The sequence below is a fragment of the Micromonospora sp. NPDC023966 genome, from assembly GCF_040639095.1.
Classification (GTDB): domain Bacteria; phylum Actinomycetota; class Actinomycetes; order Mycobacteriales; family Micromonosporaceae; genus Micromonospora.
This window is the reverse complement of sequence record NZ_JBEZZJ010000002.1, coordinates 252,964-279,025: the sequence shown is the minus strand read 5'-3', so window position 1 is coordinate 279,025 and position 26,062 is coordinate 252,964. Positions and strand designations below refer to the sequence as shown.

The 26,062-nt window shown below is 73.0% G+C and carries 19 protein-coding genes; 10 read left to right on the top strand and 9 right to left on the bottom strand.

Translation table 11 applies throughout. The features are described from left to right. Positions 1 to 12: 12 nt before the first annotated feature. From AB0F68_RS05390 to AB0F68_RS05380, 3 genes are all read right to left on the bottom strand, one after another. Complete coding sequence (locus tag AB0F68_RS05390) at positions 13 to 1,524, bottom strand: bifunctional cytidylyltransferase/SDR family oxidoreductase (protein ID WP_357333127.1); 1,512 nt, start codon at positions 1,522 to 1,524, stop codon at positions 13 to 15. Positions 1,525 to 1,668: 144 nt separating this feature from the next. Then, positions 1,669 to 2,466 carry an ABC transporter ATP-binding protein gene (locus AB0F68_RS05385; protein WP_357333126.1) on the bottom strand — a complete coding sequence of 266 codons (798 nt, stop codon included), beginning with the start codon at positions 2,464 to 2,466 and terminating at the stop codon, positions 1,669 to 1,671. After that, positions 2,459 to 3,361 (bottom strand): ABC transporter permease, encoded by a 903-nt coding sequence (locus AB0F68_RS05380; protein WP_357333125.1) that lies wholly within the window; start codon positions 3,359 to 3,361, stop codon positions 2,459 to 2,461. Before AB0F68_RS05380 ends, AB0F68_RS05385 begins: the two co-directional genes overlap by 8 nt. 161 nt (positions 3,362 to 3,522) lie before the next feature. Here AB0F68_RS05380 and AB0F68_RS05375 point away from each other — a divergent pair, with 161 nt between their 5' ends. From AB0F68_RS05375 to AB0F68_RS05355, 5 genes are all read left to right on the top strand, one after another. Continuing rightward, positions 3,523 to 4,155, top strand: coding sequence for a TetR/AcrR family transcriptional regulator (locus AB0F68_RS05375; protein ID WP_357333124.1), 633 nt, complete (start codon positions 3,523 to 3,525; stop codon positions 4,153 to 4,155). Positions 4,156 to 4,309: 154 nt separating this feature from the next. Further along, positions 4,310 to 5,419, top strand: coding sequence for a DegT/DnrJ/EryC1/StrS family aminotransferase (locus tag AB0F68_RS05370; RefSeq protein WP_357333123.1), 1,110 nt, complete (start codon positions 4,310 to 4,312; stop codon positions 5,417 to 5,419). Then, the gene (locus tag AB0F68_RS05365; protein WP_357333122.1) at positions 5,416 to 6,444 is read left to right on the top strand and encodes a Gfo/Idh/MocA family oxidoreductase; all 1,029 of its coding nucleotides are present in this window, start codon (positions 5,416 to 5,418) and stop codon (positions 6,442 to 6,444) included. The genes AB0F68_RS05370 and AB0F68_RS05365 overlap by 4 nt, the downstream gene beginning before the upstream one ends. After that, positions 6,441 to 8,141, top strand: a complete 1,701-nt coding sequence (locus tag AB0F68_RS05360) for a glycosyltransferase (RefSeq protein WP_357333121.1) — start codon at positions 6,441 to 6,443, stop codon at positions 8,139 to 8,141. Before AB0F68_RS05365 ends, AB0F68_RS05360 begins: the two co-directional genes overlap by 4 nt. 80 nt (positions 8,142 to 8,221) lie before the next feature. Then, on the top strand, positions 8,222 to 9,856 hold the full coding sequence (locus AB0F68_RS05355) for a glycosyltransferase family 4 protein (protein ID WP_357333120.1): 1,635 nt from the start codon (positions 8,222 to 8,224) through the stop codon (positions 9,854 to 9,856). A 79-nt stretch (positions 9,857 to 9,935) separates the two neighbouring features. On the opposite strand, the gene AB0F68_RS05350 is transcribed toward AB0F68_RS05355, so the two are convergent. The 3 genes from AB0F68_RS05350 to wecB are packed head-to-tail and all read right to left on the bottom strand — an operon-like array spanning position 9,936 to position 14,588. Then, on the bottom strand, positions 9,936 to 12,059 hold the full coding sequence (locus AB0F68_RS05350) for a glycosyltransferase (protein WP_357333119.1): 2,124 nt from the start codon (positions 12,057 to 12,059) through the stop codon (positions 9,936 to 9,938). Continuing rightward, positions 12,056 to 13,468, bottom strand: a complete 1,413-nt coding sequence (locus tag AB0F68_RS05345; RefSeq protein WP_357333118.1) for a glycosyl transferase — start codon at positions 13,466 to 13,468, stop codon at positions 12,056 to 12,058. Before AB0F68_RS05345 ends, AB0F68_RS05350 begins: the two co-directional genes overlap by 4 nt. 34 nt (positions 13,469 to 13,502) lie before the next feature. Then, positions 13,503 to 14,588, bottom strand: a complete 1,086-nt coding sequence (gene wecB / locus AB0F68_RS05340) for a UDP-N-acetylglucosamine 2-epimerase (non-hydrolyzing) (RefSeq protein ID WP_357333117.1) — start codon at positions 14,586 to 14,588, stop codon at positions 13,503 to 13,505. A 552-nt stretch (positions 14,589 to 15,140) separates the two neighbouring features. On the opposite strand from wecB, the gene AB0F68_RS05335 reads away from it, so the two are divergent. Further along, positions 15,141 to 17,015: a hypothetical protein gene (locus AB0F68_RS05335; RefSeq protein WP_357333116.1), complete on the top strand. Its 1,875-nt coding sequence runs from the start codon at positions 15,141 to 15,143 to the stop codon at positions 17,013 to 17,015. A 30-nt stretch (positions 17,016 to 17,045) separates the two neighbouring features. Here AB0F68_RS05335 and AB0F68_RS05330 read toward each other — a convergent pair whose 3' ends face one another. Continuing rightward, positions 17,046 to 18,233: a hypothetical protein gene (locus AB0F68_RS05330; RefSeq protein ID WP_357333115.1), complete on the bottom strand. Its 1,188-nt coding sequence runs from the start codon at positions 18,231 to 18,233 to the stop codon at positions 17,046 to 17,048. A gap of 293 nt (positions 18,234 to 18,526) precedes the next feature. On the opposite strand from AB0F68_RS05330, the gene AB0F68_RS05325 reads away from it, so the two are divergent. The 4 genes from AB0F68_RS05325 (at position 18,527) to AB0F68_RS05310 (ending at position 24,910) form a co-directional block, all read left to right on the top strand. Further along, on the top strand, positions 18,527 to 20,101 hold the full coding sequence (locus tag AB0F68_RS05325; protein ID WP_357333336.1) for a glycosyltransferase family 4 protein: 1,575 nt from the start codon (positions 18,527 to 18,529) through the stop codon (positions 20,099 to 20,101). Continuing rightward, entirely contained in the window at positions 20,098 to 21,666 is a 1,569-nt protein-coding gene (locus AB0F68_RS05320; protein WP_357333114.1) for a glycosyltransferase, read from the top strand. The genes AB0F68_RS05325 and AB0F68_RS05320 overlap by 4 nt, the downstream gene beginning before the upstream one ends. Before the next feature lie 4 nt (positions 21,667 to 21,670). Further along, positions 21,671 to 22,954 carry a nucleotide sugar dehydrogenase gene (locus AB0F68_RS05315; RefSeq protein WP_357333113.1) on the top strand — a complete coding sequence of 428 codons (1,284 nt, stop codon included), beginning with the start codon at positions 21,671 to 21,673 and terminating at the stop codon, positions 22,952 to 22,954. Between the two features lie 207 nt (positions 22,955 to 23,161). Then, positions 23,162 to 24,910: a CDP-glycerol glycerophosphotransferase family protein gene (locus tag AB0F68_RS05310; RefSeq protein WP_357333112.1), complete on the top strand. Its 1,749-nt coding sequence runs from the start codon at positions 23,162 to 23,164 to the stop codon at positions 24,908 to 24,910. Positions 24,911 to 24,967: 57 nt separating this feature from the next. Here AB0F68_RS05310 and AB0F68_RS05305 read toward each other — a convergent pair whose 3' ends face one another. Both AB0F68_RS05305 and AB0F68_RS05300 read right to left on the bottom strand, forming a co-directional pair. After that, positions 24,968 to 25,510: an acyltransferase gene (locus AB0F68_RS05305; protein ID WP_357333111.1), complete on the bottom strand. Its 543-nt coding sequence runs from the start codon at positions 25,508 to 25,510 to the stop codon at positions 24,968 to 24,970. Positions 25,511 to 25,660: 150 nt separating this feature from the next. Further along, the gene (locus AB0F68_RS05300) at positions 25,661 to 25,999 is read right to left on the bottom strand and encodes a DUF952 domain-containing protein (RefSeq protein WP_357333110.1); all 339 of its coding nucleotides are present in this window, start codon (positions 25,997 to 25,999) and stop codon (positions 25,661 to 25,663) included. Between the last annotated feature and the right edge of the window lie 63 nt (positions 26,000 to 26,062).

The following is a 26,062-nucleotide window of genomic DNA, read 5'->3' as shown; positions in this document are numbered from 1 at the left end:
CCGTCCCGCTGATCAGGCGTTGACGCCGGTGGGCAGTTGCTCTCCGGGGTGCGTGCCCGGCTGGGCGGGCACCGCCGCGACCGGCTCGCCGGGCGCCCGGCGGACGTCGATCACCTGGCCGGTCAGCTCGGAGATCAGCACGTCCAGGGAGGCCTGGGCGACCGCCTCGGCGGAGAGCAGGGTGTGCTCGGGCTCCTCGCCGAACGCCTTGGTGCGCATCGGGGTGGCGGTGCGCTCCGGATTGACGCAGTTGACCCGTACGCCGAACTCGGCCCACTCGTCGGCGAGTGCCTGGGTCAGGTTGACCAGTGCCGCCTTGGTGGCCGAGTAGAGCGCGTAGCGCGCCCGGCCCCGGGTGTAGGAGCTGGAGGTGTAGAGCAGCAGCTGGCCCTTGGTCTGCTGGAGGTACGGCAGCGACTGCCGGGCGATGGTGACCGGCCCGACGAAGTTGACGTGCAGGAGGCGGTCCATCGTCTCCTCGTCCATCTCCGCCAGCGCGCCCTTCTCCAGGATCCCGGCGGTGACCACCACATGGTCGATCCGGCCGGTCGCCTCGAAGGCGGTCTTCAGCGCGGCGGACACGTCCTCGGCCCGCTCGACGTGGGTGCCGGTGGTGGAGCGGCTGAACGGGAAGACCTGGGCGCCGTAGCGGCGGGCCAGCTCGGTGAGGTCGTGGCCGATGCCGTAGCTGCCGCCGAAGACCACGATGGTCCGGCCGGTCAGCTCCTCGGTGTAGCTGCGGTGGTCGCTGACCTTGGGCGCCTGGGCGGCGGCGAGCTGGAAGAGCTTGTCCGCCAGGTGGACGTCGACCGGGTGGGTGACCTTGATGTTCTCGTCCGAGCCGTCGATCACCTTGATCGGCGTGCCGGGCAGGTAGCGCAGCACCACGCCGCAGTCGTCGGTGGCGGCGAAGTCCGGGTCGCCCTCGGCCCGCCGGTACGCCTCGCGGATGGTGCCGGAGCGGAAGGCCTGCGGGGTCTGGCCGCGGCGCAGGGTGGCGCGGACCGGGATGTCGGTGATGCAGTCGTCCTGGTCGACCTGGATGATCGTGTCGGCGGACGGGATGGCCACGTCGACCGCCGCGTAGGTCCAGAGCGCGTTCACGCACTCGCGCACGATCCGGGTGCTGATCAGCGGGCGCACCGCGTCGTGGAAGAGGATGTTGACGTCACCCTCGCCGACGGCGTCCAGCGCGATCCGGGTGGTGTCGTTGCGGGTGTCGCCACCCTCGATCACCTTGCTGACCTTGCGGAAGCCCGCGTTGGCGACGATCCGCTCGGCGTCGGGCACGTGACCGGCCGCCATCAGCACGATGATCTCGTCGATCTCCGGCGCGGCCTCGAAGACCGCCAGGGTGTGCTCGATGATCGGCTTACCGGCGATCTTCAGCAGCTGCTTCGGGATGCCCAGCCCGAGACGCGTCCCGGTCCCCCCGGCGAGGATCACGGCCACCGTCCGCGAGGGGCGCCAGGGTGCCGGGCTCGCCGGCGCGGCGTCCGGTGCGGGGGTGCGGTCCTGCGTCATTGCCGTTCCTCACTTCTGCGGTGGATGAGGGGTTTGCGCGTCGGTGACCGGGTGGTGAACTTTGGTCGGCGCCGAGGAGAACCTTAACGCGTACGACGGAGCGCACCGACCCGGGCGAACCCGGGACCGGTGCGCTCCGGGCGGCTACTTCTGGTTCTCGTAGGCGTCGCAGACCTCCTGGGTGGGGCCGTCCATCTTCAGGACGCCGCTCTCCAGCCAGATGGTCCGCTCGCAGGTGTCCCGGATCGAGCCGATGGAGTGGCTGACCAGGAAGACCGTGCCGGCGCTGTCGCGCAGCTCCCGTACCCGCTGCTCGCTGCGGACCCGGAACTTGCGGTCGCCGGTGGCCAGCGCCTCGTCGATGAGCAGTACGTCGTGCTTCTTCGCCGAGGAGATGGCGAAGCGCAGCCGGGCGCCCATGCCGGAGGAGTAGGTGCGCATCGGCAGCGAGGCGAAGTCGCCCCGCTCGTTGATCCCGGAGAACTCGATGATCTCCGGTGCCAGCCGCTTGACCTCCTCCGGCGGCATGCCCATGGCCAGGCAGCCGAGCACCACGTTGCGCTCGCCGGAGAGGTCGTTGAGCAGGGCGGCGTTCACGCCGAGCAGGGACGGCTGACCCAGCGTGTAGACCGCGCCCCGGGCCGGCGGGAGCAGCCCGGCGATGGCCCGCAGCAGGGTCGACTTGCCGGAGCCGTTGCTGCCGATCAGGCCGATGGCCTCACCCTGGTAGGCGGTGAAGCTCACTCCCTTGACCGCGTGCACCTCACGGATGTTCGGCGCGCTGGTCCGGGACACGATGCGCTTGAGGGCGGAGACCGGGCTCGTGCCCCCGGTGGCGCCCTTGTGGATCTTGTAGATCACGTGCACGTCGTCCACCACGACGGTGGGGACCCGTCCCGCGTCCACCACGGCGTTGCCCGCCGGCTGGGTCTGCTCAGCCACGGCCGTACTCCTCTTCTCCGCGCCAGAAGTAGACGAATCCGCCGATGCCCATGACGACCGCCCAGCCCAGGGCGAGCAGCCAGAGCCGGCCGGGCGAGGTGACCAGGTTCTCCTGGTTGGACTCGAGCAGCGCATGCCGGGCCAGCTCGATGAAGATCAGCGGGGGGTTGCACTCGAGCAGGTTGGCGGCCCAGTTCGGCAGGTGCTCCCGGAACAGCGAGACCGGGTAGAGCACGCCGGAGGCGTACAGCCAGGTCCGCATCACGAAAGGCATGACCTGCTTGAGGTCGGTGACCTTGGCGCCGAGCCGGGCCATCACCATGGTCAGCCCGACGTTGAAGATCGTCTGGAGCAGCAGCACGGGCACGATCAGGAACCAGCGGAAGGTCAGCGGCTCACCGGTCACCAGCACGATGCCCGCCAGCACCACCATCGACATGAGCAGCTGCTGGAGCTGCACCAGGGTGACCGTGATCGGCAGCGCGGCCCGGGGGAACTGGAGGGCCCGGATCAGGCCGAGGTTGCCGGTGATCGCGCTGGTGCCGTTCTGCACGGCGGTCTGGGTGAACATGAAGATGAACACGCCGGTGCAGAGGTACGCGATGAAGTTCGACACGTTCCGGTGCTGGGAGAGGATCACGCCGAAGATCAGGTAGTAGACCGCCGCGTTGGTGAGCGGGGTCAGCACCTGCCAGAGCTGCCCGAGCTGGGTGTTGCTGAGCGAGGACGCGACCTTCGCCCGCGAGTACGCAGTCATGAAGTGTCGGTACGCCCACAGCCGGCGGGCGTACTCGGCCAGAGGCGGGCGTTCCCCGGCGACCCGCAGCCCGTACCGCTGGGCGAGCTGGGCCCGGGTCAGCCCGGATTCGGGGTCGGCCACCGCGGTGTTGGCCATGGTCAAGGCGCTCCGATCTTTCGTGCCGATGGGGAGCTGGGATGTGTCGCGGCGTTGAAATCTAGCGTGGCCGGCCGGGGAGGGTGCCTCGCTGCTGCGTGGAAGGTAGTCCAAAACACGTCGGGACGCAACCGTAGCGTCGTTGCGCTACATTGTCCCACGTGACGACCGAGAAGAGGCGTGCCCCGGCCGGCGCGGCGGTGCTGCGCGGGGAGATAACCAGTGCCATCCGCGCCGCCGTGATGCAGGAGTTGGCCGAGGTCGGCTACGGCCGCCTCTCCATCGAGGCGGTGGCCCGCCGGGCGGGGGTCAGCAAGACCGCGATCTACCGCCGCTGGCGGTCGAAGCTCGACTTGGTGCTCGACATGGTCTCGGCGGCGGCCGGGCGCAACCTGCCGCTGCTGGACACCGGGAGCCTCCTCGGCGACCTGGAGATCCTGCTCCACGTGATGGCCCGCGCGCTGCGCCACCGGCTGGCCTCGCAGATCATCCCGGACCTGCTGGCCGAGGCGGCCCGCAACCCGCAGATAGCGGAGAAGCTCCAGGCCGCCCTGGACGACTACCAGCAGGCCGTCGGCCGGATCCTGATCGGCCGGGCCGTCGAGCGCGGGGAACTCTCCCCGGACACCGACCGGCGCGCCGCGGTGGACCTGATCGTCGGTCCGGTCTACTGGCGGATGGCCATCTCCCGGGCGCCGCTGGAGCTCGAGGAGGTGCCCCGACTGGCCTCCGCGATCGTGGCGGCCCTCCGGGTAGCATGCTTGGGGCCTGTCCGCGACGAGGTGGAAGTCTGACCCCCGGTCCCCGGCGCGGTGTGCCAGTCGATCATGAACATCAGGACACAACTGGTCGGACAATGGTTGCGACCGGGTTGTTTCCGGCAGCAACCGCTACCATCCCCCCAAACCGTCCCCCGAATTGAGAACCGTGTCGACAGGAGGAAGCCCCATGGTCGGGCCGCACCCAGAGTTCATTCCCCCAGCACGACCGATCATCGGTGAGGCCGAGATCGAGGCGGCTGTCCGGGTGCTGCGGAGCGGCCGGGTCGTGCAGGGCCCCGAGGTCGCGGCGTTCGAGGAGGAGTTCGGTGACCTGGTCGCCGGCCGGCACTGCGTCGCCGTCAACTCCGGCACCTCGGCGCTCCAGCTCACCCTGATGGCGCTCGGCTTCGGCCCGGGTGACGAGGTCATCGTGCCCTCGTTCTCCTTCGCCGCCAGCGCCAACGCCGTCCGGCTGGTCGGCGCCGAGCCGGTCTTCGTGGACATCGAGCCGGGCAGCTTCTGCGTCGACCCGGAGGCGGTCGCCGCCGCGGTCACCCCGCGCACCGTCGCCATCATGCCGGTCCACCTCTACGGCCACCCGGCCGCCATGGACCAGATCATGGCGATCGCCGAGCGGCACGGCCTCGCCGTGGTGGAGGACGCCGCCCAGGCGCACGGGGCCACCCTGCACGGCACCCCGGTCGGCGCGTTCGGCACCGCCGGCTGCTTCAGCTTCTACCCCACGAAGAACATGCACGCCCTGGAGGGCGGCATGGTCACCACCGCCGACGCCGAGCTGGCCCGCACCCTGCGGCTGCTGCGCAACCAGGGCATGGAGCAGCGGTACGCCAACGAGATCGTCGGCGCCAACATGCGGATGACGGACGTGGCCGCCGCCATCGGCCGGGTGCAGCTCACCCAGCTGGCCGAGTGGACCGAGCAGCGGCGGGCCAACGCCAAGTTCCTCGACTCGAAGATCACCGGGATGGTCACCCCGCCCGTGGCGGACGCCGCCAAGCACGTCTACCACCAGTACACGGTGCGGGTGCAGGGCAACCGGGACGCGGCCATGGCCCGCCTCACCGAGCTGGGCATCGGCAACGCGGTCTACTACCCGACCCCGATCCACCGGCTCAAGCCCTACCTGGACTCCGACGGCAAGCCCGGCCCGTGGGACCTGCCGGAGACCGAGCGGGCCGCCGCCGAGGTCGTCTCGCTGCCGGTGCACCCGTCGCTGAGCGCGGCCGACCTGGAGCGGATCGCCGAGGGTGCGAACCTGGCCGGGGGTGCCCGGTGAGTGAGAGCCGCAAGCTGCGCGCCGGCCTGATCGGCCTGGGCGCGATGGGCCGCAACCACGCCCGCGTGCTGTCCAACCTGGACGGCGTCGAGCTGGTCGGCGTGGTCGACCCGGCCGGCGACGTGACCGGCACGCTCCGCGCCCCGGTCGTTCCCGAGCTGTCCGACCTGCTGGCCCTGGGCGTCGACTACGCGGTCGTCGCCTGCCCGACCGCGCTGCACGAGCGGATTGGCCTGGAGCTGGCCGCCAACGGCGTCTGCGCGCTGATCGAGAAGCCGCTGGCCCAGTCCGTCGAAGCCGCCACCAAGCTGGTGGAGGCGTTCGAGTCCGCCGGCCTGGTGGCCGGTGTCGGGCACATCGAGCGCTACAACCCGGCGCTGCAGAGCCTGCGTACCCGGCTGGAGGCCGGCGAGCTGGGCGAAATCTTCCAGGTCGTCACCCGGCGCCAGGGCCCGTTCCCGCACCGGATCGCCGACGTCGGCGTGGTCATGGACCTGGCCACCCACGACATCGACCTGACCGCCTGGGTGACCGGCCGGGAATACGTTTCGGTGTCGGCCCGGACCGTCTCCCGCAGCGGCCGGCTGCACGAGGACATGGTCGCCGTGGTCGGCCAGCTCTCCGACGGCACGATGGTCAACCACCTGGTCAACTGGCTGAGCCCGCTCAAGGAGCGGTCCACCGTGGTCACCGGTGACAAGGGCTGCTTCGTCGCCGACACGCTCACCGCCGACCTCACCTTCTATGCCAACGCCGCCATCGACACCGAGTGGGAGGCGCTGCGCGCGTTCCGCGGCGTGGCCGAGGGCGACATGGTCCGGTACGCGATCCCGAAGCGGGAGCCGCTGCTGGTCGAGCACGAGCGCTTCCGCGACGCCGTCGAGGGCAAGCAGAGCGACATCGTCACGCTGCGGCAGGGCCTGCGTACCGTGCAGGTCGCCGCGGGGCTGCTGGAGTCCGCCTCGGACGGCAAGGTGGTGTCGGTCGCGCCGAGCGGCAGCGACGTGGAGTCGGCACTGCGATGAGCCCGGCGCCGGTGCGGCGGACGGTCTCCGCGGTAGGACGGCGGATCCCCCGGCGGTGGCGCATCGCGCTCCGCCGGGCCGCCGCCGGGGACCGGCCCTGGGAAACCCCCTCGGTACGCGAGGTGTGCGAGCTGCCCGCCACCACGCCGTTGCTGGTGCACGCGGGCGGGATCGCGGACGACCGGGCGCTGGGCCGTGTCATCGACGCCCTGGCCCGGTTGCCGGAGTTCCACCTGGCCCTGGTCCGAACCGACGCGGAGCAGGCGGCCGTGCGGGAGTTGGTACGCCGCGCCGGCAAGGCGCGACGGCGGGTGCACGAGGTGCCCCGGCCCCGCCGGCTGACGCCCGAGTTCCTCGCCTCGGCGGATCTGGCCGTGCTCGGGTTCGCCGAGGCCGGGGGCGAGGCGCCGCTGGTGCCCGCCGTGCTCGACGTGTACCTGGCGGCCGGGCTGCCGGTCGTGGCGGGCAACACCCGCGCGGTGCGGGAGCACCTCGCCCGCCGCCGCGCCGGCGAACTCTTCGTCCCCGGCTCGGTCCCGTCCTTCGCGAAGGCCGTCGAGCGGGCGTGGGGGCGCGCGGTGGACGAGGCGGACCGGACGGACGAGGCGCCGCCCGTCGCTCCGGTCGAGGCCGGCACGCCGGGCCCCTGGCGGGCGCTCGGCTCGGCACCGGTCCGACTCGGCCTGGGCACCGCCAACTACGCCGGTCAGCTCTCCGCCCTGGCGGCCGCGATCAGCGCCGCCCGCCCGGACGTCGGCATCGAGCTGGTGGTCGCCAAGCCGCCGGCCACCTTCCGGCACCCGGCGGACCTTTACCTCCACTTCCCGGCCGAGCACCAGCTGGACGTGCAACTGGACCGCATCCGCCGGGTGCTCGGTGGCTACACCCACCTGATCGTCGACGCCTTCCGCCCGGTGCTCGGCCGGGTCAACGGGGACGACATCGCGGCCGACCTGCCCGCCCTGCGCCGGGCCCGGATCAAGGTCGCGCTGCTCGCCCACGGCAGCGAGATCCGCCATCCCGGCGCACACCTGGAGCGGCACGCCGAATCGGCGTTCCGGGACGCCCCGGACGACCTGCGGGAGCGGCTCACCACGGTGGCCGAGCAGAACCGGCGTACCGCCGAGGAGAGCGGCCTGCCGCTCTTCGTGACCACTCCCGACCTGCTGGACGACGTGCCCTTCGCCACCTGGGCGCCCCTGGTGGTCGACGTGGACGGGTGGGCCTGCGACCGGCCGGTGCTGGAACGGTCCCGGCCCGTGGTGCTGCACGCCCCGTCCAACCGCTGGACCAAGGGCACCGATCGGCTGCTGCCCGCGTTGCAGGAGCTGCACGACCGGCGGATCATCGAGTTGCGGCTGGTGGAAGGCCTGCCGTACACCGAGATGCGTCGATACGTGCAGGACGCCGACATCGTCGTCGACCAGCTCGTGATCGGCAGTTACGGCACCTTCTCCTGCGAGGGGATGGCCGCCGGGAAGGTGGTGGTGGCCTACCTCAGCGAGGGAGCGCACCGTGCGGTCGGCGTACGACCACCGATCGCCAACGCCACGCCCACCACCCTGGTCAAGACGATGGAGTCGCTGCTCGACGACCGTCCCGCGGCGATCGCCCTTGCCGCCGAGGGGCCCCGCTACGTCCGTGAGAACCACGACGGCAGGCGAACGGCGGAGGTCTTCGACGCCTTCCTCCGGTGATCGGCGCCGGTCGTGCCGACGACCGGCGACCGCGATCCGGGCCGCCCCTGCCACACCCCGTCAACGAGGAGAAGCACCCAATGCAAGCTGTCCCCCGTACCGACGCCCGACCGACCCGGGGACGGGTGGTGATGCTGGTCGACAACGGTGTCCACGGTGACTCCCGGGTGCAGAAGGCGGCGCGGTCGGCCGCCGAGGCCGGCTGGGAGGTGATCCTGGTCGGCATCCTGAAGGGTGCCGCCGCGGAGGAGAACTGGCGGATTGGCGACGCCGAGGTGCGCCTCATCAGGGTGCCCCGGCGGCTCCCGCACCCGGTCACCTACCGCCGCGCCCTGCTGCGCCGTCCGCTGGCCTACAAGCCGGGGCCGGTGGCGAAGCGGAGGCTCAACAAGCTCAGGGCCCGGCGGGACGACCTCAACTTCCAGCTCTCGGAGATCAAGGTCGCGCGGCGCGAGGGCGGCCCGCGCTGGGCGGAGCTGGCCGGCAAGGCCCGGCTGGCCACGCCCTACTTCGTCAACAAGGCGATGTTCCAGTGGGTCAAGCTCCGCTCCAAGGAGCTCAAGCGCCTCCAGGAGAGCCAGCAGGACCCGAACTCCCGGCTCGACCGGGCCGCCCTGCGGTTCTGGCAGGGCCTCCAGGGTGACCGGGCCTGGCGCCGCCTGGACCCGGAGCTGTGGGACTTCGAGCTCGCCTTCGCCCCGGTCGTGGACGAGTTGGCACCGGACCTCATTCACGCGCACGACTTCCGGATGCTCGGCGTCGGCGCGCGCGCCGCCATGCGGGCCCGGGCCGGTGGCCGGGACGTCAAGCTGGTCTGGGACGCCCACGAGTTCGTGCCGGGCATCATCGGCCGGCCCACGAACCTGCGCTGGCTGCCCGCCCAGATCGCCTACGTGCGGGAGCACGCCCCGTACGCCGACGCCGTCATCACGGTCTCGTCGACCCTGGCCGACCTGCTGCGCGAGACGCACGACCTGCCCGAGCAGCCGGGCGTGGTGTTGAACGCCCCGCCCGCGGCACTCACCCCGGAGCAGCGGGCCGTGCCGGTGCCGGACATCCGGGCGCTCTGCGGCATCGACGCAAACACCCCGCTGCTGGTCTACTGCGGCGGCATCAACCCGTCGCGCGGGGTGGACATCATGATCCGGGGCCTCACGCAGATGCCGGACGCGCACGTCGCGCTGGTGTCGCTGCACCCGAACGGCAAGGTGCCGATCATGTACGAGCTGGAGGAGCTCGCCGCCGAACTGGGTGTGGCCGACCGGGTGCACCTGCTGCCGTACGTGCCGCACTGGCAGGTGTCCGCCTTCGTGGCCCCCGCCGATCTCGGCGTCATCCCGATCCACCACAAGCCGAACCACGAGATCGCGCTCATCACCAAGTTCTTCGAGTACGCCCACGGTCGGCTGCCCATGGTGGTGAGCGACGTCAGGACCATGGCCGAGGCGACCCGGGCCACCGGCCAGGGCGAGGTGTTCCGGGCGGAGGACCTGGACGACTACCTGCGCGCGGTGCGTGCGGTGCTGGACGACCCGCGGCGGTACCGCGCCGCGTACGACCGGCCGGGCGTGCTGGAGCAGTGGACCTGGGAGGCGCAGGCCCGGGTGATGGACGAGGTCTACACCCGGCTGCTGCCGGACCACCCGAAGGCGGTCGCCTCGACGGATGCCGCCCCGACCGTGCCGGCGCAGCGATCGGCCGTGCCGGTCCGCTGACCGACGACGAAAGGGGCCCGGCCGATCGGCCGGGCCCCTTTCGCGTTCGCCTCCGCTGCTCCGTCGGCGGCGGGGCGGTTCAGTCGTCCAGCAGCAGCCGGTCGTAGCCGGTCTGGGTGACGGTCCAGTCCCAGGTCTTCAGGACGTGCTCGGACGCGGCCCGACCGGCCTCCGCCCACCGCTCCTCGGTGGCCGTGGCGGCCAGGATCCGCTCCGCGGCCTCCTCCGGAGTGGCGGCCACCCAGTCGGCGGGGAAGAGCGTACGGGCGCCGTGCGCCTTCCCGGCGAAGAACGGCCAGTCCCGGACGACCGGCACCGCCCCGCTGGCCGCACCCTCCACCAGGCCGCAGTGGAAGCTCTCCCGCACCGAGGTGCTGAGGATGACGCCCACCTCCTGGAGCGCCGCCGGGACGTCGTCGGTCTGCCCGTACCGCCGAACGGCGCCGAGCGGCTCCAGTTCGGCCAGGTCCTTGCTGAGCAGCTTGCCGTAGTCCTTGGCCGGCTTGCTGGTCCGGTTGTTGAAGTCGCTGCCGATGAGGGTGAGCCGGTAGCGCTCGTCCCGCTCGCGCAACCTCCGGAGCACCTCGATCGCCCAGCGCGGGTCCTTGGCCACGGAGCTGAACCCGACCATGCCCAGGGTGAACCGGGCGTCCGCCGGCTTCGAGCGGGGGTACCGCTGCAGGTCCATCGCGTTGTCGATGACCCAGAGCCGGGGACCGTGGGCCTCGGTGAGCTGGGGCAGCACCGCGGTGGACAGGTCCTTGAGGTGCTCGGAGACGAAGACGACGTCGTCGACCCGGGAGAAGTCGACCAGGTGCGGCCAGAAGTTGAAGGCCTCGAAGCTGTGCAGCCGGACGATGATCCGGGCGCTACCCGGGTCGTGCAGCGTGAACAGCGCGGCGGTGGCCTGGCACCAGTCGACGAAGACCGTGTCGGCCCAGTCCAGGTGCGGCCGCAGCCACTCCTCGATCTTCGCGCCGTACGACGACTCGCCGGCCAGCAGGTGCTCCATCACCGCGCTGCCGCTCAGGGCCAGCGGGCGGGTCACCGGGTCGTCGTAGAGGTCCAGGAACCGGACCTCCACGTTGGGCATCGCCCGGTAGCGCTCGAGGATCTCCTGCAGGAAGTTGTCGTTGATCAGAGTGGTGACCAGCAGGCGCAGCGGCCGGTCGGTGGGCACCGGAGCGGCGGGGGCGAGCCGCCCCCGCTTCGCGGACAGCTTCCGGGCCGCGGTGCTCTCCCGGAACGGCGCCAGGAACGCCCCCGGGTCCTCGCTCATCGGCGAGGTGAGCCGGTCGAAGTGCAGCACCCGGTTGGAGGCCAGGCTCCACGCCCTGGACACCGCCGCGGCGGCCTTCTTGCTGTCCCGGGGGAGCAGGCTGTCCGCCAGCGTGAGCTGGGCCCGGATCGCGTCGTGCAGGCCGGTCGGCACCCGGCCGAGGGCCAGCTCCGCCTGCGCCGCCTTGGTCAGCACGTCCGCGCGGGTACCGGCGCTGTTGATCCGGTTCGCCGCGGCGGAGGCGGCGCGGGCCGCGACGGCCGGCCGACCGGCCTTGACCGCGCTGTCGTGCAGCCGGACGGCGAGCTTGCTGCGGAACCGGTCCGGAACGCGAGGAGCCGCCACGGCGTGGGTCCAGAACCAGGCGCCGGCCGGGTTGCTCATGACCGTCTGGCCGGTGGCCTTGCGCAGGGTGGTCCGGACGGTCTGGACCGCCGCCCGCCGGGCTCCGCGGGCGCCGATGCCGGCTGCCGCCGCCACCTGGCGCTCCAGCCGCCGGCCCACCGACTCGGTCCGCCGCGCGTCGAGCGCCTTCTGCGCCGGCACTAGCCCGTAGTAGGCGCCGGCCCGGGTGTTGCGCTGGGCCATCTCCCAGACGGCGTGCACGGCCCGGGCGTCGAGCGCCACCAGGAGGTCCGCCGCGCGGTACCGCTGCCGCACCCAGCTGTTGTGCCGGGCGTGCAGCCACACCTTCCGGTTGGCCGGTGCGCGGCCGAGGGCCTTGCGGAGCCGGGCGTCCCGCTTCTCCCCGGGTACGGCGAAGGTGCGCACCTCCGCCAGCGCCGGGTCGATCGGCAGGTCCGCGCTGTTGAAGAGGCAGGCCACGGTGACCCGGGCGCCCCGGCTGCGGAAACGCTCCAGCGCCTCGATCAGGACGGCCGGCTGCTTCGGCGCGGTGGCGGCCACGATGAGCACGGTGGTCACGGTTGGACATCCTCCGTCGAAGCGGCCACGGCCGGGGTGGAATCGCCGGCCGTGGTCGGCCGGACGAGCTCGGTGAGGTGCCGGACGGCGGGGCCGAGCACGGCCGGGCGGGCGAACCGGCGGGCGAGTTCGCGCGCCGCCCTCCGGTCGGCGTCGGTCGCCTTCAGGGCCATCCGGGCCGCCTCGCTGAAGGAGTTGGCGAGCCGGTGCGGGTCCAGGCCGACCGCCCCGGTCCAGAGCGGATGCCCGGCCAGGATGTTCGCCGCGTCGTGGTCGACGTCGTGGGCGGAGAGCACCGGCAGACCGGTTGCCATGAACTCGTACACCTTGCCCGAGGTGACGAAGCGGCCGCCGACCAGCATCAGGACCAGGGCGTCCCACGAGCCGTAGGTCGCCGCCAGGTCGGCCTTCGGCACCGGGCCGCCGAAGCTGACCCCGTCGGCCGCGGCCTCCTTGAGGAGGTCCATGTGGCGGTTGGCCTCGCGGGCCGGACCCGCGCCGATGTGGCCGCGCACCTCGAACCGGGAGCGGGCGACCACCGGGTCGTCCCGCCGGGCGATCCGCCAGCCGTCGAGCACCGACTCGAGGAAGGCGGGCGTGAAGTTGACCGAGCCGAGGTAGCCGAAGGTGAGCCCGGCGGCCGGGTCCGGCGAACGGCCCGTGACGTCGGGCAGGCTGTCCTCGTCGTAGCCGTTGCGCACGACGTGCACCCGGTCGGCGAGGTGCGGGTAGCGCTCCCGGTAGAAGCCGGCGATCGGGTCGTTGACGCACCAGACCGCGACGGCGTGCTCGAGGACCTTGGACTCCCAGCGGCCGGAGACCGAGTCCCGGGTGAACGCCTCACCGCCGCCGATCACGTCCAGCGACCAACCGTCCCGGAAGTCGATCGCGTAGGGGACCTTGTGCTCCTCCCACAGCTTCCAGGTGGCGGCCAGGTTCACGTACGGGGCGCAGGAGGCCAGCAGCAGGTCGGCCGGGTGCTCACGGTGCACCCGCAGCACCGCCGCCTCCAGCTCGTACCGCCACCCGCCGAAGACCGGCTCGGGGAAGACCTTCTGCTCCCGCTGGCGCAGCCGCTTGATCCAGCCCGCCGGGTCGAGCGAGCGCTCCTCCGAGAAGGCCCGGATGTCGGTCTCCAGGTCCTCCCGGATCAGCGGCAGCTCGACCACCTTGACCCGCGGGTCGACCTTTTCGGACAGCGTGTGGTCCAGGCCGTACTCCCGCTCCCATGCCTCCTGGCAGATGGTGATGACGGTGATGTCCCAGCCCAGGGCGACGAACTGGTTCGCCGTCTCGCGCAGCCGGTACGCGCTGCTCTTCGCCGCGGGCGGGAAGCCGATCGCCAGGTAGATGGCGTGCGGCCGCGACCCGCCGCCGGACCGGGGGAGGGGGACAACTCGATTGCTCATCGCAGGTAGCCGATCGTGAAGAGGGGACGTGCCGTCATGCCAGGTGCCGGCGCAGCGTCTCGGCGACCCGGTGGGCGGCCCGACCGTCGCCGTACGGGGTGCCGCGGGGCGCCTCCGGGGCGGGACGGGTCGCCGTCGTCGCCCACTGCGCGCCCAGCTCGCGCGGGTCCGGGACGAGCACGTTCCAGCCGTCCGCGAGGGTCTCCACCCACTCCGTCTCGGTGCGCAGGGTGGTGCACGGGCGGTCCAGCAGGTAGGCCTCCTTCTGGAGGCCGCCCGAATCGGTGACCACGCCGACGGAGCCGAGCACGGCGGCCACCATGGCGGCGTACGGCAGCGGACGGCCGGCGTGCAGCGAGCCCCGGGACAGCTTCAGGCCGTGCTCCTCGGCTCGGGCGACCAGCCGCGGGTGGGCCAGCAGCGCGACCGGCACGGGCAGGTCGGCCAGCGCGTCGAGCAGCGTGGCGAGCCGCTGCGGGTCGTCGGTGTTCTCCGCGCGGTGCAGGGTGGCCAGCAGGTAGGGGGCGTCCGGGTCGATCCCCTCGGGCAGGGCCGGCCGGGGCCGGCCGCCCTGCGACACGTCGTCCCGGACCCGCAGGCAGACGTCCACCATCACGTCGCCGACCAGGTGTGAGCGGGAGGCCAGGCCCTCGGCGGCCAGGTGCCGCATCGCCTCCTCGGTGGGAGCGAGCAGCAGGTCGGCGGCGTGGTCGGTGAGCACCCGGTTGTGCTCCTCCGGCATGCGCCGGTTGAACGAGCGCAGCCCGGCCTCCAGGTGCGCCACCCGCAGGTGCTGCTTCACCGCCGACAGCGTGCCGGCCAGGGTCGAGTTGGTGTCGCCGTAGACCAGGACCCAGTCCGGTCGCTCGGCGGCGAGCACCGGGTCCAGCGCGGCCAGCGTGGTGCCCGTCTGCACACCGTGGCTGCCGGAGCCGATGCCCAGGTGCACGTCCGGGTCCGGGATGCCGAGGCCGGAGAAGAACACGTCGGACAGGTCCGCGTCGTAGTGCTGACCGGTGTGCACGATCACGTGCTCGCACCCGTCCTCGGCGAAGGCCGCGGCGATGGGCGCCAGCTTCACCAACTGCGGTCGGGCGCCGACGATGCTGACGACCTTCACTGCGTGACTCCTCGTGATCTGCGACGGGGACTACGGGCGGACCGGGGGCCGCCGCCTGCGGCGGGGGTGGGGGTGCTCACCGGGGGACGACCACGGCGGACGACCACGCCCGCCGACGCCGTGGAGACGTCCCTGCCGACCGCGGGAGCCCGGGTGACGGGCGACGGCACTTGGAATAGTAGTGCCCCGAGCGGCGCCCGGGCACGGACGCGGCCGTCGCCGGGCCGGGATGGTGCGCGACGCCACCGGTCGGTTCCGGTCATCCGCGTCCGGGCAGGCCGGAGGGCGACGAGCGACGTGGGAAGGGACACAGCGCACCACCCTAACCGAACCCGCCTGGTCCTCCGGCCCCGCCGGTCGGCCGCGCCGCGTGGCGGTGGCGGCGGATCCGCCGGGCCGCGGGTTGCCGCTGCCAACCGTTCGCCGGACCGGCGGCCGATCTTCCGCGGCCGTTCACGGGCCGTCCACCCGCGCACAGCGGCGCCGTCGCCGCCCGGCGGCCTGGTGAGCCGGACCGGGGCGGCCGCCCTGGCTTGCGTAAACTACGGCGCCATGACCGCCCCGGGGCCCGACATCCGCACCAGCACGTCCGCCGCCGGCGACCCGGTGGCCGACGCCACCGGCGGGGCACCGGAGCGGTCCGAGTCGCCGACCGACGCGGCGGAACGCCCCGCCCCGGCCGCGGCCGGCCCCTCGCGGTGGCGGCGGCTGCGCCCGGACCTGCTGGTTGCCGCCGTCTACCTCGCCGGCGCCCTGTGGGTGACCGCCCGTGGCTGGCTGGACCACGGCGGCCGGCTGCTCGGCAGCCGTCCCAACGACCAGGGCTTCAACGAATGGATGCTGGCGTACGCGGCGCACGCGGCCAGCCACCTGGAGAACCCGTTCTTCACCACGCTGCAGAACGCCCCGAACGGGGTGAACCTGATGACCAACGTCGGGATGCAGCTGCCCGGGCTGGTGCTGGCGCCGTTCACCCTGCTGTTCGGCGCCTCCTTCTCGTACCTGCTGTTCATCACGCTGAACCTGGCCGGCACCGGGTACGCCTGGTACCACGTGCTCTCCCGGCACCTGGTGGCGTCGCGGGCCACGGCCTTCGTCGGCGGCCTGTTCTGCGCCTTCGCGCCGGCCCTGGTCTCGCACAGCAACGGGCACCCGCACATCACCGCCCAGTGGCTGGTGCCGTTCATCGTGTGGCGGGTCGTCCGGCTGGCCCGTGGCGGCCGCACCGTCCGGGACGGGCTCGTGCTGGGCGCTCTCGTGGTGGCGCAGTTCTTCGTCAGCCTGGAGATCCTCTTCCTGCTGGCGCTGGGCTGCCTCATGCTGGTGGTCGGCTACGTGATCTTCCGGCCCCGCGAGGCGCTGCGGCGGGCCCGTCCGCTGCTCGGCGGCCTCGCGATCACCGGCGTGCTGGTCGCCGCGGCCGCCGCGTACCCGCTCTGGATGCAGTTCGCCGGGCCGCAGCACCGGGTCGGGCACCCCGGCGATCCGGACGACTACGCGCTGACCCTCGGCTCGTTCGTGCGCTACGCCACCGAGTCGGTGGCGGGAAGCGCCACCAGCGCGCTGCACTGGGCTCCCAACACGACCGAGCAGTCGAGCTTCTACGGCTGGCCGCTGGTGATTCTGGCGTTGGTCGCCTGCTGGTGGCTGCGCCGGGAGATCGTCGGTCGGGTGCTCGGCGTGGTGATCGCGATCTCCGCGCTCTTCTCGGTCGGCACGACCTGGACCTGGGGGACCCGGCGTACCGATGTTCCGGCGCCGTTCGCGCTGGTGAGCGACCTGCCCGTGTTCGACTCGGTGGTGGTCTCCCGGTTCGCGCTGATCACCACGGCGGCGCTCGGGGTGCTGTTCGCGGTCGCCGGGGACCGCCTCACCCGGATGCGGGCGACCGAGGCGGGCCGGGCCCGCCTGGTCACCCGGCTGGTCACCGTGGCGGGGCTGGCCGCGCTGCTGCCGATCCTGCCGACCCCGCTGGAGGCCCGCGACCGGATCCCCGCCCCCGACTTCGTCACCAGCGGCGCGTGGAAGGACCATGTCGCGCCGGGCCGCACCCTGGTGCCCGTCCCGGTCAGTCAGATGACCTCGGTCTACTGGAGCTCCGCCGCGGTGGCCGGCTTCGCCGTCCCCGAGGGCTACTTCCTCGGTCCGGTCTCCGCCACCGACGCCACCGGCCGCTGGGGCGTCGAGCCCCAGCCGACCGCGAAGCTGCTCACCGCCGTTTCCCGGGGCGAACGGGACACCCAGGTCGGTCCGGCGGAGATCGCCCAGGCGCGCTCCGACGTCCGGTACTGGAAGGCTGACGCCGTGGCACTGCCCGTGGACGTCCGGAGGCACGACAACCTGAGGATCGTGCTGGACGCGTTGTACGGCCCGGGGCAGCGGGTCGACGACGTCTGGCTCTGGGACGTGCGCCCGTTCACCCGGTGACGGGCGTCCGGGCCCGCACCGGGTGACCGGTCACGGCGACTTCGTCCAGATCAGCAGCAGGTATCCGCCGAAGTAGGCGGAGAAGACGGTCGCCGCCACCAGCACGGTGGCCGCCCGGGCCCAGCCGGCCCGGGCCAGGCCCACGGCCGCCGGGAGCAGCAACGCGAAGGCCGGCAGCAGGAACCGCGCCTTGGCGTGGTAGTAGCCGGCCGCGCCGAGCGTGGTGACCAGGAGCAGCCCGCTGTAGAGCAGCAGCTGCCAGGGCTGCCGGTCGATCAGGCTCAGCACGAACAACATCACCGCCAGCAGCGACACCACGCTCACCACCAGCATCTGCGGGGTGGTCGTCTCGGCGAGCACCTCCTGGCCCCGGCGGACGGTGTAGGCGCCCAGGTCGAAGGTGCTGCCCCAGCCGGCGGACTGGATGTGGAACCAGCCGTCCGGCCGTCCGGTCTGCGTGCCCACCCAGGCCAGGTAGCCGAGCCAACCGGCGGGCGCGAGCAGCAGGGCGACCCAGGGCCGCCAGCCGTCCCGCCGCCGGACGATCGCCACCAGCGCGGCGAGCCCCACCACCGGGATCAACGACGAGGCGGTCGGCCGGGTCAGCCCGGCGAACAGGCACAGCACGCCGGCGGTGAGCCACTGGTTGCGCAGCAGCGCGTACAGCGTCCAGACCGCCAGGGCGGTGAACAGGCTCTCGCTGTAGGTCATCGACTCGACGATGGCGTGCGGCAGCGCGGCCCAGAGCGCGGCCAACAGCACACCGGTGCGCCGATCGTGCAGGTGTGCCCCGATCGCGAAGAGCCCCCAGGCGGCCGCGAGGCCGGCCAGCCACGCCACGATCAGCGCCGCCTCGCGGGGACTGAACGGGGTGATCCGGTCCAGGACGCCGGTGAGGCCGGGATAGAGCGGGAAGAACGCCATGTCGCTCTGCGTCTTCACGTACCCGTCGTAGCCGTGCTGGGCGATCGAGAGGTAGTAGGTGCCGTCCGACTTGCTGAGCCGCTGCTCGGGGGAGAGGCCCAGGTTGCGGGCCCAGACGTACACGGTCAGCACCCCGACCAGACGGATCACGGCGTAGGCCGCGAGCGCGGGCAGCGCGGCCCGGCCGGCCGCCGACAGCCGACGGCCAAGACCGGGACGACCCGGGAGCGGGCTCGCCTGCGTGGCCGAGGGGGACGGCGTTCGGCTCGGCTCCTCGGTTGTCACCATGTCCATTGTGCGATCCTGTCCGCGCTGAGCTGGGGTGATCCGACGGCGGGCCCGGCCCGTCGGAGAGGCTCGACGCCGGCCCGGCCCGGGAACTGGCGAGGTCACCGGTCGTTGAACAGCATGGAGGGTAGCAACCGGCGCGGCCGGGCGCGGACCGCCGACGGCGGCGGACGTCTGCGGCCGAGGCGTTGTCGTAGACTCGCTCGGGTCCGCGGGTGCGGTGCTGGTGACGACGGAAACGGGCAGGAATGGGATCTGACGGCACGACCGCCCCGGCGGCCACCCGGGGACGGATCGTCATGCTGGTGGACAACGGGGTCCACGGTGACTCCCGGGTGCAGAAGGCGGCCCGTTCGGCGGCCGAGGCCGGCTGGGAGGTGGTCCTCCTCGGGCGCGCGCCCGTCGGGCAGCCGCAGCGCTGGCGGCTCGGCGACGCCGAGGTCCGCCTGATCCCGATGCCCGAGCCGCTCGCCAAGCGCCGGCACGAGTTCCGCCGCGTCTGGCTGCGCCGGCCGCTCGCCTATCCGCCGTCCGGCATCGCCGCCCACCGTACCCAGGCCATGAAGGCCTGGCGGGCCGACCTGGCGGTCCGGCGGGCCGCGCTGACCACGGCGGCCCGGGAGTCCGGCGCCGGCCGGCCGGGCGGCCTCCCCTGGGCGGCGCTGCGCGCCGAGGAGAAGCTCGCCGGCCTGACCCGCAAGTGGGTGGGCTTCCGCCACCGGCAGCTCAACCAGGCCCGGAAGAGCCGCAAGCTCCACGGCGCCTGGGACCGGGCGTACACGCTGTTCTGGCAGCGGCTGCGCGGCGACGGCGCCTGGCGCCGCATCGAGCCGGGGCTGTGGGACTACGAGCTGGCCTACGGCCCGGTCGTCGACGAGCTGGCACCGGACCTGATCCACGCCAACGACTTCCGGATGATCGGCGTCGGCGCCCGCGCGAAGATCCGGGCCGCCGCCAAGGGCCGCCGGATCGCGCTGCTCTGGGACGCCCACGAGTACCTGCCCGGCGTGCAGCCGTGGCGCGACAACGCCCGCTGGCTGCCCGGCAACGTGGCCCACGAGCGGGAGTACGTGCCGTACGCGGACGCGGCGATGACCGTCTCCGGCGGCCTGGCCGACCTGCTGCGACGCGAGCACGGGCTGGCGGAGCGCCCGGCGGTGGTGCTCAACGCCCCCGCGGTGGACGAGCTGCCGGCCGACGCGGGTGAGCCGGTGCCGGACATCCGCGCGCTCTGCGGCATCGGGCCCGACACGCCGCTGCTGGTCTACAGCGGGGTGGCCGCCGCCAAGCGGGGCCTCGGCGTGATGGTGGAGGCGCTGCCCCGGCTGCCCGGCGCGCACGTCGCGTTCGTGGTCAACAAGCCCGCGTCGGCGTACGTCACGGGCCTGGTCACCCGGGCCGGTGAGCTGGGCGTGGCGGACCGGGTGCACGTGCTGCCCTACGTGCCGCACCACCAGGTGGTCCGGTTCCTCTCCGGCGCGCAGGTCGGTGTCATCCCGATCCAGCACTGGCCCAACCACGAGATCGCGCTGATCACCAAGTTCTTCGAGTATTCACACGCCCGCCTCCCGCTGGTCGTCTCCGACGTGCAGACGATGGCCGAGACTGTCCGGGAGACCGGTCAGGGCGAGGTGTTCACGGCCGAGGACGTGGCCGACTTCGTCCGGGCGGTCACCGCGGTGCTCGCCGACCCGGCGCGCTACCGCGCCGCGTACGACCGGCCCGGTCTGCTGGCCGGCTGGACGTGGGAGGCGCAGGCGCAGGTGCTCGACGGCGTCTACTCCCGGCTGCTGCCCGACGCTCCGCCGCGCCCGGCGCCGGCCGGCGACCCGGCTCCCGGCCCGGCCCCTGCCTCGGTGGGGGTGGGCGCGTGAGCCAGCCCGACGTGACCGTCGTCGTCGCCGTCTACAACACCATGCCGTATCTGACCGCCTGTCTGGATTCGCTGGTCGGGCAGACCATCGGGCGGGACCGGCTGGAGGTCGTCGCAGTCGACGACGGCTCCACCGACGGCAGCGCCGCCGAGCTGGACCGGTACGCCGCCCGCTACCCGGACACCGTCCGGGTGCTGCACCAGGCCAACTCCGGTGGCCCGGCCGCCCCGAGCAACCTCGCCCTGGACCACGCCCGCGGCCGGTACGTCTTCTTCATCGGCTCCGACGACCACCTCGGCCCCGAGGCGCTGGAGCGCCTGGTGGACGCCGCCGACCGGTGGGGCTCCGACGTGGTGCTCGGCCGGATGGTCGGCACCAACAAGCGCTACGTGCACCAGGCGGTCTACGCGAGCACGGAGGAGCGGGTCGACCTCTTCGACAGCGCGCTGCCCTGGTCGCTGTCGAACACCAAGCTGTTCCGGCGGGACCTGGTCGAGCGTCACGGCCTGCGGTTCCGCACCGACATGCCGATGGGCAGCGACCAGCCGTTCACGCTGGAGGCCTGCTTCCGGGCGGAGAAGATCTCCGTGCTCGCCGACTACGAGTACTACTACGCGGTCAAGCGGGGCAACGCGCAGAACATCACCTACGCCAGCCGCTTCGAGGAGCGGCTGCGCTGCGCCGAGGAGCTGGTCGGCTTCGTGGCCGGGCTGATCGAGCCGGGTCCGCGGCGCGACGCGGTGCTGCTGCGCCACTTCAGCTGGGAGGTGGCGAAGCTGCTCCGGGCGGAGTTCCTCGACCTCTCGGCGGACGTCCAGCAGCACGTCCACGACCGGATCCGCAAGCTCGCCGAGGCGTACCTGACCGAGGGCATCCTGGCCCGGATGGCGCCCGACCTGCGGCTGCGGCTCGCCGTCGCGCGTGACGGCGAGCTGGCGCGGCTCCGCGAGCTGATCGGGCAGCAGGCCGACAAGACGCTGCCCGAGGTCACCATCGAGAACGACCGCTGGTACGCCCGGCACGTCGGCTTCCGCGACCCGGCGTTCGGCTATCCGGACGACTGGTACGACATCACCGACCAGGCCGCCAAGGCGCTGGCGAAGCTGACCGCGACCGGGCTGGCCTGGGGCCGGGACGCCGCCGGCGCCCGTGCCCTGGTGGTCACCGCGCGCAGCCGCTGGGCCGAGCTGTCCGAGCTGGCCGACGAGGCGGTCCGGGTCAGCTTCGGCGAGTTGGTGGGTGTCACGTCGGTCGCGCCCGACGGCACCGGTACCGTCGTACGGACGGACTTCGCGGTGGACCGGCTGCTCTCGGTCGTCGCGGCGAGCGGGGAGCGTCGGGTGGCGCGCGCCGAGGTGACCGCGCTGGGCGGGACCGGCTCGGCGCCGCTGCGGACGGATCACCGCGTCGCGGCGCCCCGGCTGCTGGCCCGGCACGGCGTCCGGTTCCACCTCGTCACGCCCACCACCAACCACAAGGGCCAGGTGATCGTCGCGATCACGCCGGTGACTCCCCGTCGGTTCCTTGCCCGCCTGCGCCGAATCTGGCCCTCTGGAGGAAAGTAGTTTCATGAACATCTGCGTCGTCGCGCTCGGCAAGATCGGTCTGCCGCTCGCCGTGCAGTTCGCCTCGAAGGGGCACCGGGTGATCGGTGCCGACGTCTCCGAGCGGGTCGTCGGGCTGGTCAACGACGGTGCCGTGCCGTTCCCCGGCGAGGCCGACCTGGACGTCAAGCTGAAGGAGGCGGTGGCCGCCGGGCTGCTGTCGGCCACCACCGACACCGCCGCCGCGGTCGCCGAGTCCGAGGCCGTCGTCGTGGTCGTGCCGCTCTTCGTCGACGCCGAGGGCGTGCCGGACTTCGGCTGGATGGACGACGCCACCCGGGCCATCGCCCGCGGGCTCAAGCCGGGCACCCTGGTCAGCTACGAGACCACCCTGCCGGTCGGCACCACCCGCAACCGCTGGGCCCCGATGCTGGAGGAGGGCTCCGGCCTGACCGCCGGCCAGGACTTCCACCTGGTGTTCAGCCCGGAGCGGGTGCTCACCGGCCGGGTCTTCGCCGACCTGCGCCGCTACCCGAAGCTGGTCGGTGGCATCGACGAGGCGTCGGCCGAGCACGGCGTGCGCTTCTACGAGGCCGTGCTGGACTTCGACGAGCGCGCCGACCTCGACCGCCCGAACGGCGTCTGGGACCTCGGCTCGGCCGAGGCGTCCGAGCTGGCCAAGCTCGCCGAGACGACCTACCGGGACGTCAACATCGGCCTGGCGAACCAGTTCGCCCGCTTCGCCGACACCGTGGGCGTCGACGTCACCAAGGTCATCGAGGCCTGCAACACCCAGCCGTACAGCCACATCCACTCGCCGGGCATCGCCGTCGGCGGCCACTGCATCCCGATCTACCCGCGGATGTACCTGTGGAACGACCCGGCGGCCACCGTGGTGCGCTCGGCCCGCGAGGCCAACGCCGCCATGCCGGAGTACGCCGTCGACCTGCTCGCCGCCGCGTACGGGGACCTGACCGGGGTGGGCGTGCTGGTGCTCGGCGCCGCCTACCGGGGCGGCGTCAAGGAGACCGCCTTCTCCGGCGTCTTCCCGACCGTCGAGGCGCTGCGCGCGCGGGGTGCGGTTCCGTACGTCTCCGACCCGATGTACACGAACGAGGAGTTGGCCGCGCACGGCCTCCCCGGCTACGAGGGTGAGCCGGTCGGCGCCGCGGTCATCCAGGCCGACCACGCCGAGTACCGCAACCTCGCCCCGGCCGACCTGCCGGGCGTGACGGTGCTGGTCGACGGCCGTCGGGTCACCGACCCGGCCCGCTGGACCGGCGTCCGCCGGGTGGTCATCGGCGGCTGACCCGTCCGTCGCCCGCGGGCCCCGGCCGTTCGACGGCCGGGGCCCGCTGCGTTGCGCCGCCCGGGGCCGACACCGCTCCTGAGCACCGTCGTCAGCCGGTCACCCGTCGGGCACCCGGGGAATACTTGTGTTAATTGCCCCGGTTCAAGGTCGCAGCTGCCCGGTATCGGACCGGAGCGACGCCGGTGGGCAGACAGGAGCGTGTCGTTGTTCAGCAGAGTGCGCAGCCGGCAGGGTCTGGCCGTCGTCGGCCTGACGCTGCTCGGCTACGGGATCATGATCCTCTCCGGAGTCCTCGGTCTGGTGGTCCCGTACGCGGTCGCCGCGCTGGTCGTCATCGCCGGTGAGCTGGCCCTCGCCACCCGCTACGCCGAGACCGGCGAACTGCTCCGCAAGGCCGGCCTCGGCCTGGTCTTCCGGCGGCTGGTCCGCGACCTGTCCGTGGTGCTGCTGGTGGTCAGCACGGTCCGCCCCGGCGTGGGCGGCACCGTCACGGTGCTGCTGCTGCCGGCCGCGCTCTGGACCGTGGCGGTCGGCACCACCGCGCTGACCAAGGTGGTCGACGGGCGGGCGGCGACCCCGGCGTTCACCCGCAACCTCGACCTCGGCACGCTGCGCGGGGTGCCGATCCCGCCGGCCTGGGCGCGGCTCCTGGCCGGCCTGCGGCTGCCACTGCTCAACGTGCTGCTGGTGCCGGCCGCCGTGGTGGCCGCGGTCACCGACCGGATCGCCCCGGTGGTGGTCACCGGACTGGTCACCCTGGCCGCCGGGCTGGTCACCGCCGCGGTGCTGGCGTTCACCTTCGTGCGCGGGCGCGGGAAGGCCCCCGGGATCCTGCCCGCGGTGCACGACTGGCTGGCCCGGGAGCGGCCCGAGGTGGCGCTCTACTTCGCCGGTCCCGCCAAGGACGTCTACCAGGCCAACATGTGGCTCGCCCCGGTCGAGGCGGCCGGCCGCCGCGCGGTGGTGCTGCTGCGCGCCGACGACGCGTTCCGCGAACTGGCCGACACCCGGCTGCCGGTGATCTGCGTACCGGCCGGGGTGGACTTCATGAACCTCGACCTCAGCTCGATCCGGGTCGCCCTGTACACGGCCAACGTCGGCGCCAACATCCACATGCTGCGCGAGCCGGGCATGAAGCACGTCTTCGTCGGCCACGGCGACAGTGACAAGCAGGCCAGCGTCAACCCGTACAGCAAGGTCTACGACGAGGTCTGGGTGGCCGGGCCCGCCGCCCGGGAGCGGTACGCCCGGGCCGGGGTGGGCGTGCTGGACCGGGACATCGTCGAGATCGGCCGGCCGCAGCTCGCCGGGGTGCACACCTTCGGCTCGGGCGCCGCCGACCACGTCTTCACCGTGCTCTACGCCCCCACCTGGGAGGGCTGGCTCGACGACGACCCCTACCACACGTCGCTGGTGCTGATGGGGGAGCGGATCGTGTCCGGGCTGCTCGCCGCCGGCAACCTGCGGCTGATCTACAAGCCGCACCCGCTGACCGGCAGCCGCTCGAAGGAGGCCCGGGCCGTGCACCAGCGCATCGTGGCAAGGATCCGCGCCGCCGGCGGCCAGACCGACCCGTCCTCGCTGGACGGCACCGCCCACCTGGTGGTCACCGGCCGGACGCCGGCCCTGTTCGACTGCTTCAACGTCACCGACCTGCTGGTCAGCGACGTCTCCAGCGTGGTCTCCGACTTCGTGCAGAGCGAGCGGCCGTACGTGGTGGCCAACCCGGCCGGCCTGCCGGAGGACGAGTTCCGCCGGGCCTTCCCCACCGCGCGGGCGGCATACCTGCTCTCCGCGGACTGCGGTGAGCTGCCGAAGGTCCTCGCGGTCACCCGGGCCGGCGACGACCCGATGACCGAGGCGCGGCGGCAGCTGAAGGAGTATCTGCTCGGCCCGGCCGGGTCGAACCCGATGGACCGGTTCCGCGACGAGATCGGCCGCCTCTGCGGCTGACCGCCACCTCGACGCACGGGGGCGGCGACCGGTCCGGTCGCCGCCCCCGTCGCGTGCTCAGCTCTGGTACGGCGGGTTGTCCACGTCCCGGGAGACGACCTCGCCCTTCTCGTCCACCCAGCCCTTCGGCCGGGCCGGGTTGCCGGCCACCAGCTGGTACGGCTTGACGTCGCGGGTCACCACCGAGCCGGCCGCGATCATCGCGTACTCGCCCACCTCGATCCCGCAGACCAGGGTGGCGTTGGCGCCGATCGAGGCGCCCCGGCGGACCATGGTCGGGGTGATGGTCCAGTCCGGGTTCTGGGCGCGCGGGCGGAAGTCGTTGGTGAACACCGCGCACGGGCCGACGAAGACCTCGTCCTCGATGGTCACGCCCTGGTAGACCGAGACGTTGTTCTGGATCTTCACGCGGTCGCCGACGGTCACACCCGCGTCGACGTACACGTTGCGGCCGATCACGCAGCCGGCGCCGACCTGCGCGCTCGACCGGACGTGGGCCAGGTGCCAGACCTTGGTGCCGTCGCCGACCTTGGCGCCCTCCTCAACGTCGGCCGTCGGGTGGACGAAGACGGAGGCGGACCGGTCGTTGGTGTCAGTCATGTCAACTCGCATCGTCGCAGGGCGCGTCGTCGCGCCGTCGGTGCCGGACGGTCGCGCCGGCTGACCACCGCGCGCCCGGCCGGGCCAGGACCACCCGGCGACGCCGGGCTCCCGGAGCCGGCGCGCGGGCTCGAAGAGCATAGCGAGCCGTCAGGCCAGCAGCTCCGCCACCGCGTCGGCGGCGGGCCGGTCGGCGGGCAGCGGATGGGCGGCCAGCACCGCGTCGACCGGCAGCGCCGCGTAGAGGTGCGGGAAGAGCGCGCCGCCCCGGGACACCTCCCAGCGCAGCGCGTCGCCGAGCCGCACCTCGTCCACGGCGAGCACGGTGAGGCCGGTGACCCCGGCGAAGACCCGGCGGGCGGTCTCCACCACCTGGTCCGCCGCGGACAGGTGGACGAAGCCGTCCTGGCGGTCCATCGCCGTGCCGGTGAACCGGCCGGCCGCCTGCGCCTGCTCCCACTCGCCGTTGGTCAGAATCTTGTAGATCACCACCGCAGCCTAGAAGCCGCCGCCCGCCCGCCGTGCGCCGGTTCCGGCGTACGCCCCCTGCCG